Source organism: Paraburkholderia sp. J11-2, from assembly GCF_905220185.1.
GTDB lineage: Bacteria > Pseudomonadota > Gammaproteobacteria > Burkholderiales > Burkholderiaceae > Paraburkholderia.
Window position 1 is genome coordinate 50,548 of record NZ_CAJMYY010000009.1, and the last position, 16,219, is coordinate 66,766.

Sequence of the window (16,219 nt, forward strand, 5' to 3'; positions counted from 1 at the left end):
GCCTGTTCCGGCGGCGGCCCGCGTCTCACGCGAGCGCGGCGGGCGACTGCAGCGGGGTAGCGCACCGTCGGCATTGAAAGGCGATGATGCCTGGGGTTGCCACCTGGGCTGGCAATTCGGCTGGCAACTCGGCTGGCACCTGATAGGGAGAACGAACATGAGGCGGCTAGTGTTGCCTGTGTGCCTGTTGATCTCGCTCGGCCTGACCTCGACACTGCGTTCAGCCGCGCCGGCTGCGCATGCGCGCTCGGCACCGGTTCACGTGCAGCCGCGTTTCGAGCCGCAAAACCCTGGTGGGTACACAACCACCCTCGGCACACATGAGCGGGTCACCACGGCCAGCAGTGCGCGGCAGCGCTACGGCGTCGCGATCGTGCGCGTGGGCCTGATGCCGAAAGACACCTCCCAGGAATACGAAATCACGTTCTGGAATTCGATCAAGGACAGTCAATACCCGAGCGACTATGAGGCGTACCTCAAGGCCTATCCGAACGGTCGTTTCGCACCGCTCGCGCAGGCCCGCCTGGCACGTTTGCATGCGGAAGCATCGAAACCGGCTGGGGCGTCCGCTGCGAGCACAACGTCCACCATGCACCCGGCTAGCAGTCCCGCCGCCGCCGCTCCCGCGCCCGCACCGGCGCCAGCACCTCAGGCCAAGACGCCGCCGCCCCCAGCCGCCCCGCCAGCCGCGCAGACCAAGGCGGCGCCCGCCTCGGCCCCGCCCGCAGCGGCCGCGGCAACGGCCGCAGCCGCCGTGGCTGCGAAGGGCAACCCTGCCATTTCAAAACCCGGTCCTCACGACATTCAGGACTGCCCATCTTGCCCGGTGCTCATCGCGGTAACACCCGGCGCCTTCACCATGGGCATCGACAACGACGACGCATCGGAGCGGCCCGCGCACCGCGTCACGATCAGCCACAGCTATGCGCTCGCGAAGTATGCGGTCACGGTGGCGCAGTGGGACGCGTGCGTCGCCGCCAGCGCCTGCCCGCGCCTGTCGAACGAGAATAACGTCTCGCCGAATGCACCCGTGCGCGATCTGAGCTGGGACGACGCGCAGCAATACGTGAAATGGCTTTCGAAAATCAGCGGCAAGCCCTACCGCTTGCCGACGGAGGCGGAATGGGAATATGCGGCGCGCGCCGGCACCGAGACGCGCTACTGGTGGGGCAACGACATGCGCAAGGGCACGGCGAACTGCAAGGACTGCGGGCCGCCGTGGCACGTCGAAGCGCCCAACGACGTCGGCTCGTTTTCGGCCAACGCGTTCGGCTTCTATGACATGGCCGGAGGCGTTTGGGAATGGGTCAGCGACTGCTGGCACACCTCGTACAAGAACGCTCCGAGCGACGGCCACTCGTGGGACGAGCCCAATTGCCAGACGCGCGTGATTCGCGGCGGCTCGTGGCGTGACGGCGCCGGCTATATGCTCGCTGCCACGCGCTTCAAATACGACAGCAGCGTGCGCTACGAAGCCAATGGTTTTCGCGTCGCGCGCGACATGAAATAGCGCGGCAAACGTTGCAGGTCTCGCAGGCAAGCGCAGCGCCGCTGCCTTGAATTTGCCTGGTGCAGTTCATAGACTATGGGCAGCCGCTCGAAACCTGTGAGCACACGCGTAAGGTTCTGACTACCGTACGTGGAGGCACAACATGGCTTGCGATGTTCCGATCACCCGCCGGACATTCCTCAAAGCCATGGGGAGTGGCGCATTCACGATCTCGGTCAGCTCCGTTACCGCTTTCACGGGCGCCTGTTCCTCGCAGCGCCCGGCCGCTGGCCCCGCCGCAAATACCCCGAATACCGCGACAAGCGCCCACGCCACCCCGCAAGCACCGAATGGCGCGCCCGACTGGGCGCCGGAGCCAGGCAAGGCGCGCTGGCGAATCGAGGGTGTACCCAAGGTCACAGGCGCGAAGATCTATGCGCGCGATTTCAAGGCGCGCGACTTCGACGGCTGGCCGAAAGAAGAAAACTGGTTATACGCGCTCAGATGCAATTGCGTCGACAAGAATTTCGAAGACTTCGACCTGAGCGTATTGCCGCATGATCTTCGCCCGATTGCCGTGGTATCCAACCAGACGCTGAATGACAATCGTATCTATCTGGCTTCTGAGCCGGATCCGTTACAGCACGAGGATATCTTCCTCTTTGCACAAAAGGGGCAACCCGCCAATTGCTATGGCCAGCCCGTCGCCCTGTTGATCTTCGAAAACTTCGACACGTATCGCCACGCAAAGAAGCTGCTCGATTTCAACGATTCGGTGATCCGCTATGGCGCAACGGTATCGAAGCGCGCCGCGCCGACCGACTGGTATGCCTCCGCGAACAAGATCTATGTGCGCGACGACGACACGTCGTTTTCGAACCTCCTGATGGACGTGGACACCAAGGGACGTCCGAGTCAGGCATTCATCGAGACGTGCAAGAAGAAAAGAAGCGAATTGCTGAATCGGGTCGCAACGAGAGTGGACAGCAACGCCTGGCGCGCGTTCAAAGGCTCTTTTACGACGCCCGCAATCGATCCGATGTTCATGGAGCCGGAGTCGGGACTGGCCTGGTTTCAGACGGACACCGGTTGCCTGCATCTGGTTCTCGGCACGCAATCGCCGCGTGGCGACGGCATCGCCGCAGGCGACGTGTTTTACAAGAGCAATATCGACGTCAAGCAGGTGCATGTGATCAGCTGCTACCCGGGCGGCGGATTCGGCGGCCGCGACAGTTCGAATTTTCCCGTTTATCTCGCCCTCGCCGCGCCCTTCGCCAAGGGAGCGCTGCGCTGGCAACAGTCTCGCTACGAGCAGTTTCAGGTTGGGTTGAAGCGTTCGGCCACCGCGTTCACAGAGACAATCTGGCTCGACCGTCACGGCAAGCTCCAGGCGCTCGACAGTTCGTTCACCTTCAATGGCGGCGGCAAGCAGAACCTCTCGGGCGCCGTTGGCGACCTCGCGGCCATGAGCGCCATGAGTTGCTACAACATTCCGCGCGCGAGTGCGCAAAGCGCCGTGAGCTATACGCCCGATCTGTTCGGCGGCTCGCAGCGCGGCTTCGGCGGCCCCCAGGCTTACCTCGCTATCGAAACGCTCATGGACGAAGCCGCGCAGGCGCTGCACAAGAGTCCGTTCGAGATCCGGCGCAACAACCTGCTTGCCAAGGGCCGCGGCAAAACGCTCACTGGCGCGCCCATCCTGTTCGACCTTCAACTCGAAGCCCTGCTGAACGGCCTGGAAGCGCACGAGTTATGGCGCAGCAGGGAAAGCGTGCGCGCGCAACGGCACGCGCACGGCTTGCGATACGGCGTCGGACTGGCCATGTCGAACCAGGCGTATGGCACCGCGAAGGACCCCGTATTCGCGATGGTCCAGATTCAACCGAATGCGGGCCTGCACGTGCTCACGCACTACACGGACATGGGCAATGGCGCAGCGACGACGCTGGCGCTCGCGCCCGCCGCGTGCCTCGGGCAGAACGCGCAGGCCATCACCATGAACGAGGTCGATGCCTTTCAAATACCGGATTTCAATTACAAAGTTCTGGGCAAATGGTGCGACAGCCGCAGCTACCCCATTTCGAGCCCGTTCGGCTCTTCGAGCGCGTGCCTCGGTGCATTCCAGCACTTTCAGGCCGTGGACCGCGCCGCCATGGTGTTGCTGCTGCAAAGCGTGCTGCCCGCCGCGCGCAAAATCTGGCATAACCCGCACGTCGATCGGCAAGACCTCAGGTGGGTGAATGGCAAGCTGAGCGCCCCCGGGCGCGAGGCGATCGGCTGGCCAGCGCTGCTCGACGAGATCAATCGCCAGCACTTGCCTACCGTGGCCGCCGCGCATATTACCTATGCGGGTGGATTCTGGCGCAGCCAGTACACGTTCGAGTCGGGTCCGGCCGAGATGGAGTGCGACTACATCGCCGTTGGCACCGATACGCACCACCTCGAGAGCCTGCCTCACGGCGAGTTGCTGGAACCGCCGAACGGGGTCGGCTTCGGGCGCTCGAGCTATGCGCCTTCGGCTGCGCTTGTTGCGGTATCCGTGAGCCCCGAGAGCGGGCGCGTGAAGGTTGAGCATGTCGTCACGGCGCTCAGCGCCGGCCGCCTGATATGTCCTGAGATCGTGCAAGGCCAGTCGCAAGGCGCGGTCGCCATGGCGATGAGCAATGTGCTGAGCGAATCGTGTCCGCTCGACAATCACGGTCCCGGCAACGGCACGTGGAATCTCGACCGCTACCTCATCACGCGTATGGCCGACGTTCCGCGCCAGGAACTCATCGCGCTGCCGCCGCCCGCGGGCAAAGAGCATCACAGCGCGCGCGGCATCGGCGAGGCCGTGATGTGTCCCATCGCACCGGCGCTGCTGAACGCACTGGCCATGGCAACCGGGCATCGTTTCAGGGACACCCCCGTCACACCCGACAAGATACGCGAGGCCCTGAAGTGAGCGAAGGCGACGTCAAGATTCACGTGAACGGACACGCGGTCACGGTGCCGGCCGCCGATACCGATATGAGCCTCGCTGAATTCCTTCACGAGCGCCTCGACCTGACCGGGACCAAGGTGTGTTGTGGCATTGGCGCGTGCCGTGCGTGCACCGTAGGCATGCGCAGCAGCCAGGACGCGCTGATGGAAAAGACCCTGGCGTGCGTCACGCCCGTGAGCGCGGTGGCGAATCAATACATCTATACGGTGGAGAGCCTCGCGCACGGCAACAGGCTCTCGCTGCTGCAGCAGGCCTTCCTTGAATCTTTCGCGTTTCAGTGCGGCTACTGCACGCCTGGCTTTCTGATGGCGGCGACCGCCATGCTCGAACACTTGAAGGCGTACCGTATCAGCGCAGATCAGCTCGACACGGAAATCGATACCTGGGTGGGGGGAAACCTGTGCCGATGCACAGGCTATGTGAAATACCGGGAAGCGATTCGCAAAGTCGCACAAATGCAGATGAAGAGCGGAGGATGACCATGGGCTTCCGGATCCGCTTGTGCGCGCTGTGGTTCCTGTTCACCGTGCCGCCTGCTGCCTATACGCACGAGCAGACATTGCTCGAATACGCCGATCAATGCGTAAGGGAAATTGGCGAGATCCCGCCGTTCAATTGCAATAACGGTACCGACATACCCATTACGATCGACGGGAAACCTCCCGGGCCACATGAGTCTCCCACGCAATGCGACAAGCCTTCATTGCTGAGCCCGATCTACGAAGCCAAAGGTCAGTGCATCCCGTTTTCGAAGATCCTCAATCTCTCGCGCGGCAACACGCAAATTTCAGCGTATTGCCGCCGGGACGTACTGCGCGATGACAAGGATCCGCACTATGACGGCGTAGTCGTCGTAATGCATCACTCCGGCAACGGCAAGACCTGCTGGTTTGCGTCGAAGCCGCCGCCGTCGAAATCACAAGCCGATGCGCACGCGAGTGGCGGGATCGTTGCGACTCGCGTGCCGCCGCCAAACGAGAGAAGGCCGCCTTCGGGGCAACTCTCCGCAGTCGAATTCTGGGAGACACCCACCGTGGTTGCCGCCAGCACGCCGCGCAACCCCACCTGCCTCAAATGCCACGACGCGGGGCCCTTTATCTTCAGCCCGTATATCGGGCAAGTGTGGGACAAGGTGCCCACCGACCCGTGGGGAAAGTATTCGAGCATCGGGCAGGCTTTTGCGTCGTATCACCTCATGACGATGAGCACGCCTGGCAACACCTGCATTGGCTGTCACCGCATCGGCAGCGACCAGAGCTGCACCGCCTTTATCGGGCTCTCGACGGGCAATCAGAAAGCGCCAGGAAACGACCGGCTCGCCAACAGCTATCCACATGACCACTGGATGCCCACCGACAACGCCATGAGCGCGGTGCAGTGGGACAAGGCCAACGTCGCGTCGGTCAATGCCCTGCTGGCCTGCTGCAAAGACGCGGCACACAGAGACCCGAATTGCACATTCACGCCCATGCCATCGAGTTCGAATACCCGGTCATTGCATTGACCTGCACGAGGAGACCTGAAATGGCTGAAACCGTTAGTGCGAGCAACGTCATATCGGATGTGACGCAAACCCTGCAGACCTTCGATCTGCTCGACCTCCAGCAATACACGCGCGAGAAGAGCTACTCGAACACCGCCAGCAAGGACTTCCATCTCTTCTACGTGGGACGCGACGACGTTCACAGCATCCTGAAGTACATCCTTTCGCGCGCCAGTGTTTCGCTTTACATGAACATGTTCGGATTCGACGACGATGAACTCAACGCCATCCTCATGCAGCAAGCGCTCGACCCGACCATCACCATGATGATCACGCTCGACAGGAGCCAGACGAACATCGCACATGAAAAGCAGCTGCTCAATGCCGACATTGTGCAGAACCCGGCCAAATTCAACACGTTCTTCGTGATCGGCGAATCGGCGACCCATCAGATCAGTCATACGAAGGGATTCGTGGCCGACGGCAAAGTGGGCGGCGAGGGATCGGTGAACTGGTCGGCTTCCGGCGAGGGCACGTTCGTGAACAACGGCGCGCCGGGGGGGCCGCGTTACAAGGCGCAGAACAACACGCAGACCATCTTTACGGACCCCGACACGATCAACCGGTTTCAGACCGAACTGATCGCCGAACACATGATAGCGAAGGCCCAGGGCTTTACGCTCGCTACCGCCGCGCCCGCCGCTGCGCCGGCCAAAAAAACCGCCGCGAAAACCACGGCTGCCGCTGCGGGCAACGCCAGCGCCGCTGCCGCCAAAAAAGCCGCGCCGGCGGCGAAGCGCAGCAAGCGCAATTAGGTTCAACCAGGCGCGACCGGATCAACCGTTCAGGTCGGCATGCCAGCCCAGTAAGACACGGCGTCCTGCCGATCGAACACGAAGGTCTTGAGGGCGACGAGGCTCTCGGGAGCAAGCGCGTCGAATTCGAGCCCGTGCAAGGTCAGCCCTTCTGCCGGCGTATCGGCGCGCAGATTGCGGATCACGGCGACGGCCTGGAACGTCGCCCCCACATTGCCCGCCTCGATTGGAAACACCACGCAAATCCGCTCGCCCACCTCGCCGATCTTGCACCCCGCGGCAAGCGACATGCCCAGCACGCTGATATCGCAGCCAATGCCGAGCCGGTCCAGTTCCGCGCCCGTCAAATCGACGCCATAGCGCACCGCGAGCTGCGTGCGCACGCGCACGGCGCGGCGTTCGCGCAGCCGTCGTATCGTGCCGGGCTCCGAGAGCACGAGATAGCGGAACGGATGCGCGCAAACGGCCTCGACCGTGCAGACGAGCCAGAACACGGCTTGTGTTGCGATCGCAACGATCTCGACCTGCTCGCCCTGGAACGGCTCCCATGCGGGCTTCGCCGCAGCGGGAGGCGTCACGAACATCGCGCCGCCTTGCCGGAAACCGATCAGCCGGCACGGCAGCATCTCGCGCCCCGTGCCCGCCTGGCTGCGTATGCCTAGCAGCGCGCCAATGGCCAGGTTCATGTCGTCCAGCGTCAACGGACCTTTTCCACGATCCGCACGATCTGCACGATCATGCAGGCCGTCTTGTGCACTCGCGAGATTCGCCTCTTCCGCCGTGTTGCGATAAGGCTGAAAGTGCGCGAAGAGGAAGTCGCGCTGCTCGCTGTTCAGCACCCCGCCTCGCGGCAGCAGCATGGTTCCGTCATGGTGAAACACGGCCAATGGCAGCGGTGTTGCCAGGGGCAATTGCCCAGGGTCCGCGAGGCGTTCCAGAGTTTTTGACGCAGTACCGCTGCCAGGCTCGTGAATGTGCATGACCGATAGCGTGTGAATTGTTGATTTTTTTCGTTAGCAGCATTGTGACCGAAATATAGTGACCGATGTCAATAAAAGTGCCGTGATTCTCGGGCCTTGTTTAACGAAATATTCATGCCACATAAAGCCGGAGATTACGCGCCACAATATTTCTTTTTCTGAATCGTCTACACGGGTATGGAAACGCCGCCCACCCCGAGCCCGCTCGCCACGCAGGAGCGCGAAATCGCCGACACCGTCGCCCGCGAGCGCCCGAGGCTGCGCAATTTCATCCGCCGCCGGGTGATCGACCAGGACGAAGCCGAGGACATTCTTCAGGACGTATTCGAAGAACTGGTTCAAGCATGGCGGCTGCCGGAGCCCATCGAGCAGGTTGGCGCGTGGCTCTTTCGCGTGGCGCGAAATCGCATCGTCGACCGGTTTCGCAAACGCAAGGAAGTGCCGCTCACCGAGCCAGAGGGCGACGAGAGCGAGTATCGGCTCGACCTCGCGCTGCCCTCGCCCGACGCCGGCCCCGAGGCCGCCTACGAACGCGCGGCGATGCTCGAGGCCCTGCGCGCCGCGCTCGACGAATTGCCGGCGAGCCAGCGCGAGGTGTTCGTCGCGCACGAACTGGACGGGCGCAGTTTCAAGGAAATGGCCGCCGCGAGCGGCGTTGGCGTGAGCACGCTGCTGGCGCGCAAACGTTATGCGGTGCTGCATCTGCGCGAACGTTTGCGCGCATCATGGGACGGCTTCGAAATCTGAAACGAAGGAGAATGAAATGAAGTTTCGCCGCAAAATATTCGCCAAGGCGCTGCTGATGGTGGCCGTTATCGCGTTGCTGGGCGCCATCGTCATGGGCCTGTGGAACTGGATCGCCCCGGCGATCGTGGCGGGTGCGCATGCCATCGACTATCCACGTGCGATTGGCCTGCTGGTGCTGTGCCGGATTCTGTTCGGCGGATTCCGCGGGCATGGCGGCTGCCGCAGGCGCATGCACTGGCACCAGTGGCAACAATGGCAAAACATGACGCCGCAAGAGCGCGAACAATTCCGCAATGGCGCAGCCTCGGGGGCGACGCCCCCTTCGCCGTAACGCACCGCTCGCCAGCCTCGCCGCGCGGCGGGCTGGCACAATTGACCTATCGCCGATCCGCCAGGAAGCTCCATGCCAGATGTCGCCGCCCGACCGTCACGCGTCGCGCCCCTCTTTTCCCTTCTGCCCTTTCTGCGCCCCTATGCGGGGCGCTGGGCGCTCGCATTCCTCGCGCTTCTGACCTCGGCGGGCGCCACGCTCGCGCTGCCGGTGGCGTTCAAGTACCTGATCGACCGTGGCTTCGCGAGCGGCGATCGCACGCATATCGATCGCTATTTCATTGCACTCTTCGTCGTTTCGCTGATCCTGGCCGCCGCCACGGCCCTGCGCTTCTACTGGGTCTCGTGGCTCGGCGAGCGGGTGACGGCCGACATGCGGCGCGCCGTATACGACCACGTAATACGCATGAGCCCGCAGTTCTTCGAGACCACGCAATCGGGCGAAGTGCTCTCGCGGCTCACCACCGACACAACGCTGATCCAGACCGTAGTGGGCACCAGTCTCTCGCTGGGCTTGCGCAATTTATTGCTCACGGTCGGCGGCGTGGCAATGCTCGTCGCGACGAGCCCCGTGCTGTCCGGCTATATCATCGCGACACTGGTCGTTGTGGTCGCACCGATCATCATCTTCGGGCGGCGTGTGCGGCGGCTGTCGCGCGCGAGCCAGGACAAGGTTGCGAACGCAAGCGCATTGGCAGGCGAAGTGCTCAATGCGATGCCCACCGTGCAGTCGTATGCGCAGGAAGCGTTCGAGGCGAAACGCTTTGGCGGCGCCGTGGAAACGGCCTTTGAAACGGCGCTCAAACGCATCCGGGCGCGCGCCGGATTGACGGCCGTGGTGATCGTCTTCGTGTTCGCCGCGATTGTGTTCGTACTGTGGCTCGGCGCGCAGGCGGTACTCGCGGGGCAGATGAGCGCGGGCCAGCTCTCCCAGTTCATTCTGTACGCGGTGTTCACGGCTGGCGCGGTGGGCGCCGTGGCCGAAGTGTGGGGCGATCTGCAACGGGCCGCGGGCGCGACCGAACGGCTGCTGCAACTGCTCGCCGCGCGCTCGCCTGTCGCGCAGGCGGCGGCAACCGTGCCGCTGCCGGTTCACGGCTCGGGTATACGGTTCGACAAGGTTGGCTTCTCCTACCCTTCGCGCCCCGGCATTGCCGCGCTCGACGACTTCTCGCTCGACGTGCGCCCTGGTGAACATGTCGCGCTCGTCGGTCCCTCAGGCGCGGGCAAAACCACGCTCTTTCAGCTGCTGCTGCGCTTTTACGATCCGCAGTCGGGCACCCTCAGCATCAACGGTGTGCCGACCCAACAGGTGTCGCTCGCGGCGTTGCGCCAGGCGATCGGCGTGGTGCTGCAGGAATCCGTGATCTTTTCGGGCAGCGTGCTCGACAACATTCGTTATGGCTCGCCCGACGCCACGCTCGAAGCCGTCCAGCACGCCGCCGAAATGGCCGCCGCGGCCGGCTTTATCGAGCAGCTGCCGCAGGGCTACGACACTTTTCTCGGTGAACGCGGCGTGCGCCTTTCCGGCGGTCAACGTCAGCGCATTGCCATCGCGCGCGCGATCCTCAAGAACCCGCCCATTCTGCTGCTCGACGAGGCCACCAGCGCGCTCGACGCCGCGAGCGAGCGCCTCGTGCAAACGGCGCTGGACAACGCCGCGCAAAACCGCACGACGCTCGTCATCGCTCACCGTCTCGCCACCGTGCAGCAAGCCGACCGCATTGTCGTCATGGAACAAGGCCGTATCGTGGCGCAAGGCCGGCACGCGGAACTGCTGCAGAGTTCGCCGCTTTATGCGCAGCTCGCGGCGCTGCAGTTCGGCGCGCAGCACGTGAACACCGTGACGTAAAAATCAACCGGGACGCCCGGCGCGATCGGGACATAGTCGGAAGGGCTGAGCGCCTGCGAGGATAGATAATGCGCCACTGCCACATGACAGCTTCATTCAAATCACGCGCACCGCATCACAACGTGATATACCATCGACTCGTATAACAACGTCTCAACCCATGCCAGGCAGGATGGAGCGGTAGCAAGGGACGTATCACTTCCACCTGACCCGGCAACGTCATGATCCCGGCGAATCAGGGCACATTTTTTGCGCACCACCGGGAGCCCTGGCCATGCGCTTCGCATGGGCCAAATCGCGCTTGCCTTGGGGGTGCGAAATGAATGCCGATCAACCAGGAGCCACGCTCCTTTCGGAGGAAGACGCTCATCGCCAGTTGCGCCGCGCTGTGATTGCCAGCACCATCGGCACGACGATCGAATGGTACGACTTCTTTCTCTACAGCACAGTCACCGGGCTGATCTTCGCGAAGCTGTACTTTCCTGAATCCGACCCGCTCGTTGGCACCCTGCAGGCCTTTCTCATCTATGCCGTGGGCTTCGTCGCCCGGCCGGTAGGCGCCGCGATATTCGGGCACTACGGCGATCGCGTCGGCCGCAAGGCCACGCTGATCGTCACCTTGCTGCTCATGGGCGTCGCCACGTTCGCCGTGGCGTTTGTGCCGACCTATGCGTCGATCGGCATCTGGGGCGCCATTTTGCTCACGGTGCTGCGCTTTATCCAGGGTGTCGGCGTGGGCGGCGAATGGGGCGGTTCGGTCCTGATGTCGATGGAATGGACCCGCACCAATGCGCACCGCGGCTTCGTCGCCTCCTGGCCGCAATTCGGCGTGCCGGCGGGGCTCTTTATCGCCAATCTCGTGGTGCTCGTCGTCAGCCGCTTTTCCGGAGACAGTTTCATGACATGGGGATGGCGGGTGCCGTTCCTGCTGAGCATCGTGCTTGTCGCGATCGGCCTGTATATTCGGCTGAACATTCTTGAAACGCCGATCTTCGCGAAGCTCCTCGCCGAGAACAGAATCGAGAAAACGCCAATGGTCGAAGTCATTCGCCGCCAGCCCAAGGACATTCTCCTTTCGGCGTTGGCGCGCATGGCCGAACAGGCGCCGTTCTATATCTACACAGCCTTCGTCTTTACTTATGGCGTGAAGACGCTGCACGTTTCGCGCGACCTCATGCTCAGCGCGGTATTGGCGGCTGCGGTGCTGCAGTTCGTGACCATTCCGTTCTTTGGGCACATGTCCGACCTGATCGGACGCAAGCGCATGTACATGATCGGCGCGGTGGCCGTGGGCATTTTCGGCTTTATCTACTTCGGAATGGTGGATACGAAAAACCCGGCGTGGATTTTCGTGGCCGTCGTGCTTTCGCTTGTGCCCCACGCCATGCTTTATGGTCCGCAGGCTGCGTTCATCGCTGAATCGTTCACGGGGCGGCTGCGCTACAGCGGCGCCTCGCTCGGTTATCAGCTGGCTTCCGTGATTGCGGGCGGCCCGGCGCCGCTGATCGCCACAGCGCTCTTCGCGTATTACCAAACGGGTTACGCGATTGCGATCTATATCGCCGTGTGCGCGGTAATTAGTCTGCTTGCCGCCTGGCGCATGGGCGACTACACCAACAAAGATATTTCACGCGAATACGACGACAAACACGGACTTGGCGATCACGGGCACGCTTCCCACCCCGCCTGATCAACCGCTGAAAAATCGAGCGCGCCCCTGCAAGACGAATCTCGCAGGGGCGCGCTTCTTCTTTCATACCTTAACGATCAGCCATCCTAAGCTGTCAAGCCTTCGGCGCCTTGTCGAGCATCACGCCCGTCGCCGGGTCGAGGAACACCCTGCGGTCTTCGTGGCCGCGGCCACGGCGGTCGAAGTCGAACATGCCCATGATGCTGCCCGCCGTGGCGTCGAACGACCCGCCGCCGATGCGCTGACCATCAAGCCAGTTGTCTTCGATGAAGCGCACCACAGAAGACTGGTCGATCAACGTGTGGTCGACGTAGTTCTCACGGGCCCACGGCGAGATCACGACGAACGGGATGCGCGTGCCCGGACCGCAGCGGCCGTTCACGGGCTTGCCGTTCAAGCCGGCCGGCGCCGAACCGGTGCCGCAAATGCCGGCCGCGGTCAACTGATCGGCCACGCTATCGTACGAAGCACTATTGGGCTGCGCGTACGCATGGTCGTACCAGCCGTCCGAGTCGTCCCAGGCCACGATAACGGCCGTATCTTCCCAGTCGTGCTGCTCCTGCAGGAAGTTCACGACCTTCGCGACGAAAGCCTGCTCGTCGAGCGGGTCAGAGTAGCCCGCGTGGCCATCCTGGTAGGCCGGAGCCTTGAGGAAGCTCACCGACGGGAAATTGCCCGCCTTCACGGCATTGAAGAAGTCGTCGGTATCGTACTGGTGATTCGCCGGGTCGGGGTTCCCGTTCTTGCCCACGCTGTGCCCGATCGCGGCGAGCGAGCTCGGACGCAGATGCTGCGGGTTCGACGTCGATGCGTAGTACTGGAACCAGTTATGGTGCGGAATATAGTCGGACGTGGACGCGCCGACCACCGGCGAAAGCGTGCTGCGCTTGCAGCCGGTCGTGCCATTGCTGTTCGTCGTCGAGAGGTTGAAGCCGCCCATGAAGCCGCCCCACGAGACACTGCGCGCGTTCAGCAGGTCGCCGATATTCTTGCCCGTCATCTGCGCCGTGTCGGTCGTGCTCGAGCAGAGGTCGTTGGCCGGATCGACGTCATTGATCATCGTGAAGCCGCCCTGCCCGTCGTTCACATAGTACGAACCCGCGGTCGAAGGCTTTTTCGTTGTGAGAACAACCTTCATGCCGTTGGTCTGGCCCGAGACCACTTCGAGCGCGCCGGGCGTGGAAGGACCGTAGGTCGACGTATACGCGTTATCGCTCATCGCGAAGTGCTGCGCGTAGTTCCACAGCGCCGTGACGGTGTTGCCGTCGTAATAGCCCATCACCTGGCCCTTCGTGCCAAATGCGCCGGCGCCACCGCTCGTGCCATTACCCGTGTACTCCGGGAAGAGGTCGGCCCGGCCGTTGTCGTACGCCTGCTGCTCGGCCGTATAGGCGTGGTTCTGGTCAGCCGTGGCCGCCTGCGTGCGATCCAGACGGAACGGATTGGCCGCGCCCGCGCCATTGCCCGCATTCGTGAAGTTCGGGTTTTGGGACAGCAGCGTGCCGGTCAGACCGTTCACTTCGGGCGTGCCGGGCTGCGCCTTGAATGCAGGCTCGCCGGACGGGTTGGTCGCATGCGGATAAGTCGCGAAGTAGTGGTCGAACGAAACGTTCTCGCCATAAATCACGACGAGGTGTTTGATCGGGGTAGCAGTGTGACCGTGTTCCGGATGATTCTTGTCGTGATCGTCACCAGCACTCCACGCAACTGTCGATGCGAATGCTGCGGCTGTGAGCGAACCAACTGCGACGTGACGCCATTGCATATTCGGCTCCTGGTTGGTTTCGTATTGTCGGGGTCACCGTGAAGCCGCAGAAAAGGCGTTATGCAGCCCGCATCGTCGCGCTCATGCCAGCGGAATGCGGAGGCTACACGGCATGAGGATTAAAGCATCGGGGTATGAATGCTCAGCGTCAGAGTCCTTACGAAATATTTTCGATTGGTAAGTTTGAAGCTGGCTCGGCGTGCAATTGGCGCCGAATTGGCGAAATCGGCCTTGAATTCAGGTATGAAGATTGCGCGGCGCTCGCACGCCGGTTTGCAAACAAGGTGAACTAAACGAAGCGCACAGCGTCGTGCTAGATGAAACTGACGCCGCCGTTCACGGGAATGGTCTGCCCGGTGACGAAGCCATTGCCGACCACCATCAGCACGACCTGGGCGACCTCGCTGGCTTCACCGAGGCGGCCAATGGGCAGCCGTTCCGCAACGTTCGCCGCTTTCAGCGGCGCGGCCATCTCGGTGTCGATGGGCCCGGGCGCCACGGCGTTCACAGTGACGCCTTCGCGGGCCACGCGTGCGGCGTAGCCGCGCGTCAAGCCTTCGAGGCCGGCTTTCGAAGCGTTGTAGTGAACGCCGACGAGGCCACCGCCGCGCGCGGCTGCCGAAGAAAGATTGACGATGCGCCCCCAGCGGCGCGCGCGCATACCGGGCAACACCGCTTGCGTGCAGAGAAACGCCGACTTGAGATTGACGGCGAGCGTGCGGTCGAATTCGGCTTCGGTCAGCGACTCGATGTCGGTAATGGTGCCCGTGCCCGCGTTGTTCACGAGTATGTCGACCGCGCCGAGGCCGCGCTCGATCTCGCCGATCATCGCGGCGACCTCGCTTGCCGACGACACGTCGGCGCGCAAGGCGAGCGCGCGGCCACCGGCGCTTTCGATCTGCGTGACGACCTGCCGGGCTTCGTCGGCACGTTGCCGGTAATTCACTGCAACCGCCGCGCCGGCCGAAGCGAGCGTAACGGCAATGGCGCGGCCGATTCCGCGCGAGCCGCCCGTCACGAGCGCAACGCGGTTATTCAGGTCCGGGAAAAGTGCGGGCATCGGGGCTCACGGCGCGGTGCCAATGCCGCCGCCCGGGCCCGCCAGTTCGCCGTCCACGCCGAGTGAATCTGCATGACCGTGAGCGCTCACGCGGCCGCGACGTCGCGAAAACGGCGTGGTGCGCAACTTCGCGCGGCGCCGCGGGCCGGAAATCGGGTCCAGGTAGAACATGACGAGCGTGCCTGCCGCGGCCGCCGCTGCAAGATGGAACAGAGCCTTCATGGATGCCTCTCGATAGTTGCAACGCATGCAGAGCGCGAAGATCGGCGCGCGCGGTACGACACACCCGTGCACCAATGCGCGCATCCATTATGCCGCTGACCACTGCGCGTGAGGCGCCTGGGTGGCATGCGCGTTCAGGAAAAGCCCTCGTCCCAGCGTGCATCCCGCACCTGCACCATGCCCGCTTCCACACGCACCGCGAACACCGCGACGTCCTCATACGCGGGCGGCGCGAGCACTTTTCCCGTCTTGATGCAAAAGCGCGCGCCATGCCGCGGGCAGATCACCTCGTCGCCTTCCACATCGCCGCCCGTGAGCACGCCGCCATCGTGCGGACAGGTGTCCTCGATCGCATAGCAGGTTCCTTCGAGATTGAATACGGCGACCGGCGTGCCGTCCACGTCGACGCTGCGCACGGAACCCGGTTGAAATTCGCTGTATGGCGTCACGTCCACCCAATCGGCCATGTCAAAGCATCCCCAGTTGCAGGAGCGCCGCTTCGGACATGCGCGCTCTTGTCCACGGCGGCTCCCAGACCAGTTCCACATGCGTCTCGCTCACGCCTTCTACGTCGTTCACGCAATCTTCGACCGTGCCCGGGAAGGTTTGCGCCACCGGGCAACCGGGCGCGGTCAGCGTCATGTGTATCGTCACGCGGCCCGCTTCGGCGTCCACGTCAAGTTGATAAACGAGACCCAGATCGTAGATGTTGACCGGTATCTCCGGATCGAACACCGAGCGCAGCGCGTCGATCACGCGTTCGCGCAGGTCGTCGCTCGTTGTTTGCGTATTCATCGTCATTG

At 63.0% G+C, this 16,219-nt stretch carries 15 protein-coding genes; 9 read left to right on the forward strand and 6 right to left on the reverse strand.

The genetic code is table 11. The features are described from left to right. Nucleotides 1-157 precede the first annotated feature (157 nt). The 5 genes from U5A57_RS14440 to U5A57_RS14460 all read left to right on the forward strand — a co-directional run bounded on the left by U5A57_RS14440 (nucleotide 158) and on the right by U5A57_RS14460 (nucleotide 6,770). Nucleotides 158-1,510, forward strand: coding sequence for a formylglycine-generating enzyme family protein (locus tag U5A57_RS14440; protein ID WP_321911865.1), 1,353 nt, complete (start codon nucleotides 158-160; stop codon nucleotides 1,508-1,510). A 142-nt stretch (nucleotides 1,511-1,652) separates the two neighbouring features. Next, nucleotides 1,653-4,433: a xanthine dehydrogenase family protein molybdopterin-binding subunit gene (locus tag U5A57_RS14445; RefSeq protein ID WP_321911867.1), complete on the forward strand. Its 2,781-nt coding sequence runs from the start codon at nucleotides 1,653-1,655 to the stop codon at nucleotides 4,431-4,433. After that, nucleotides 4,430-4,951 carry a (2Fe-2S)-binding protein gene (locus U5A57_RS14450; RefSeq protein WP_321911868.1) on the forward strand — a complete coding sequence of 174 codons (522 nt, stop codon included), beginning with the start codon at nucleotides 4,430-4,432 and terminating at the stop codon, nucleotides 4,949-4,951. Before U5A57_RS14445 ends, U5A57_RS14450 begins: the two co-directional genes overlap by 4 nt. 80 nt (nucleotides 4,952-5,031) lie before the next feature. Beyond that, nucleotides 5,032-5,976 carry a hypothetical protein gene (locus U5A57_RS14455; RefSeq protein WP_321911870.1) on the forward strand — a complete coding sequence of 315 codons (945 nt, stop codon included), beginning with the start codon at nucleotides 5,032-5,034 and terminating at the stop codon, nucleotides 5,974-5,976. A 20-nt stretch (nucleotides 5,977-5,996) separates the two neighbouring features. Next, nucleotides 5,997-6,770, forward strand: a complete 774-nt coding sequence (locus tag U5A57_RS14460; RefSeq protein ID WP_321911871.1) for a hypothetical protein — start codon at nucleotides 5,997-5,999, stop codon at nucleotides 6,768-6,770. 29 nt (nucleotides 6,771-6,799) lie between these two features. On the opposite strand, the gene U5A57_RS14465 is transcribed toward U5A57_RS14460, so the two are convergent. Beyond that, nucleotides 6,800-7,630 (reverse strand): flagellar brake protein, encoded by an 831-nt coding sequence (locus U5A57_RS14465; protein WP_321911873.1) that lies wholly within the window; start codon nucleotides 7,628-7,630, stop codon nucleotides 6,800-6,802. 297 nt (nucleotides 7,631-7,927) lie between these two features. Here U5A57_RS14465 and U5A57_RS14470 point away from each other — a divergent pair, with 297 nt between their 5' ends. The 4 genes from U5A57_RS14470 to U5A57_RS14485 all read left to right on the forward strand — a co-directional run bounded on the left by U5A57_RS14470 (nucleotide 7,928) and on the right by U5A57_RS14485 (nucleotide 12,369). Next, complete coding sequence (locus tag U5A57_RS14470) at nucleotides 7,928-8,497, forward strand: sigma-70 family RNA polymerase sigma factor (RefSeq protein ID WP_321911875.1); 570 nt, start codon at nucleotides 7,928-7,930, stop codon at nucleotides 8,495-8,497. A gap of 16 nt (nucleotides 8,498-8,513) precedes the next feature. After that, nucleotides 8,514-8,828 carry a hypothetical protein gene (locus tag U5A57_RS14475; protein WP_321911877.1) on the forward strand — a complete coding sequence of 105 codons (315 nt, stop codon included), beginning with the start codon at nucleotides 8,514-8,516 and terminating at the stop codon, nucleotides 8,826-8,828. 72 nt (nucleotides 8,829-8,900) lie between these two features. Further along, complete coding sequence (locus U5A57_RS14480) at nucleotides 8,901-10,679, forward strand: ABC transporter transmembrane domain-containing protein (RefSeq protein ID WP_321911879.1); 1,779 nt, start codon at nucleotides 8,901-8,903, stop codon at nucleotides 10,677-10,679. Nucleotides 10,680-10,998: 319 nt separating this feature from the next. Then, nucleotides 10,999-12,369, forward strand: a complete 1,371-nt coding sequence (locus U5A57_RS14485; RefSeq protein WP_321911881.1) for an MFS transporter — start codon at nucleotides 10,999-11,001, stop codon at nucleotides 12,367-12,369. Nucleotides 12,370-12,463: 94 nt separating this feature from the next. Here the strand turns inward: U5A57_RS14485 and U5A57_RS14490 are convergent, their stop codons facing one another. The 5 genes from U5A57_RS14490 to U5A57_RS14510 all read right to left on the reverse strand — a co-directional run bounded on the left by U5A57_RS14490 (nucleotide 12,464) and on the right by U5A57_RS14510 (nucleotide 16,211). Continuing rightward, on the reverse strand, nucleotides 12,464-14,134 hold the full coding sequence (locus U5A57_RS14490; RefSeq protein ID WP_415774623.1) for a phospholipase C: 1,671 nt from the start codon (nucleotides 14,132-14,134) through the stop codon (nucleotides 12,464-12,466). A gap of 313 nt (nucleotides 14,135-14,447) precedes the next feature. Continuing rightward, the gene (locus U5A57_RS14495) at nucleotides 14,448-15,194 is read right to left on the reverse strand and encodes a 3-oxoacyl-ACP reductase family protein (protein ID WP_321911882.1); all 747 of its coding nucleotides are present in this window, start codon (nucleotides 15,192-15,194) and stop codon (nucleotides 14,448-14,450) included. Nucleotides 15,195-15,200: 6 nt separating this feature from the next. Continuing rightward, nucleotides 15,201-15,416, reverse strand: coding sequence for a hypothetical protein (locus U5A57_RS14500; protein WP_321911884.1), 216 nt, complete (start codon nucleotides 15,414-15,416; stop codon nucleotides 15,201-15,203). Between the two features lie 134 nt (nucleotides 15,417-15,550). After that, entirely contained in the window at nucleotides 15,551-15,883 is a 333-nt protein-coding gene (locus tag U5A57_RS14505) for a non-heme iron oxygenase ferredoxin subunit (protein WP_321911886.1), read from the reverse strand. 1 nt (nucleotide 15,884) lies between these two features. After that, nucleotides 15,885-16,211 (reverse strand): SUF system Fe-S cluster assembly protein, encoded by a 327-nt coding sequence (locus tag U5A57_RS14510; RefSeq protein WP_321911887.1) that lies wholly within the window; start codon nucleotides 16,209-16,211, stop codon nucleotides 15,885-15,887. Nucleotides 16,212-16,219: the final 8 nt, after the last annotated feature.

Coding starts and splice junctions, on each gene's coding strand:
- U5A57_RS14440 (WP_321911865.1), top strand. CDS start 158: ATGAGGCGGCTAGTGTTGCCTGTGTGCCTGTTGATCTCGCTCGGCCTG.
- U5A57_RS14445 (WP_321911867.1), top strand. CDS start 1,653: ATGGCTTGCGATGTTCCGATCACCCGCCGGACATTCCTCAAAGCCATG.
- U5A57_RS14460 (WP_321911871.1), top strand. CDS start 5,997: ATGGCTGAAACCGTTAGTGCGAGCAACGTCATATCGGATGTGACGCAA.
- U5A57_RS14465 (WP_321911873.1), bottom strand. CDS start 7,630: ATGCTGCTGCCGCGAGGCGGGGTGCTGAACAGCGAGCAGCGCGACTTC.
- U5A57_RS14470 (WP_321911875.1), top strand. CDS start 7,928: ATGGAAACGCCGCCCACCCCGAGCCCGCTCGCCACGCAGGAGCGCGAA.
- U5A57_RS14475 (WP_321911877.1), top strand. CDS start 8,514: ATGAAGTTTCGCCGCAAAATATTCGCCAAGGCGCTGCTGATGGTGGCC.
- U5A57_RS14480 (WP_321911879.1), top strand. CDS start 8,901: ATGCCAGATGTCGCCGCCCGACCGTCACGCGTCGCGCCCCTCTTTTCC.
- U5A57_RS14485 (WP_321911881.1), top strand. CDS start 10,999: ATGAATGCCGATCAACCAGGAGCCACGCTCCTTTCGGAGGAAGACGCT.
- U5A57_RS14490 (WP_415774623.1), bottom strand. CDS start 14,134: ATGCAATGGCGTCACGTCGCAGTTGGTTCGCTCACAGCCGCAGCATTC.
- U5A57_RS14495 (WP_321911882.1), bottom strand. CDS start 15,194: ATGCCCGCACTTTTCCCGGACCTGAATAACCGCGTTGCGCTCGTGACG.
- U5A57_RS14500 (WP_321911884.1), bottom strand. CDS start 15,416: ATGAAGGCTCTGTTCCATCTTGCAGCGGCGGCCGCGGCAGGCACGCTC.
- U5A57_RS14505 (WP_321911886.1), bottom strand. CDS start 15,883: ATGGCCGATTGGGTGGACGTGACGCCATACAGCGAATTTCAACCGGGT.
- U5A57_RS14510 (WP_321911887.1), bottom strand. CDS start 16,211: ATGAATACGCAAACAACGAGCGACGACCTGCGCGAACGCGTGATCGAC.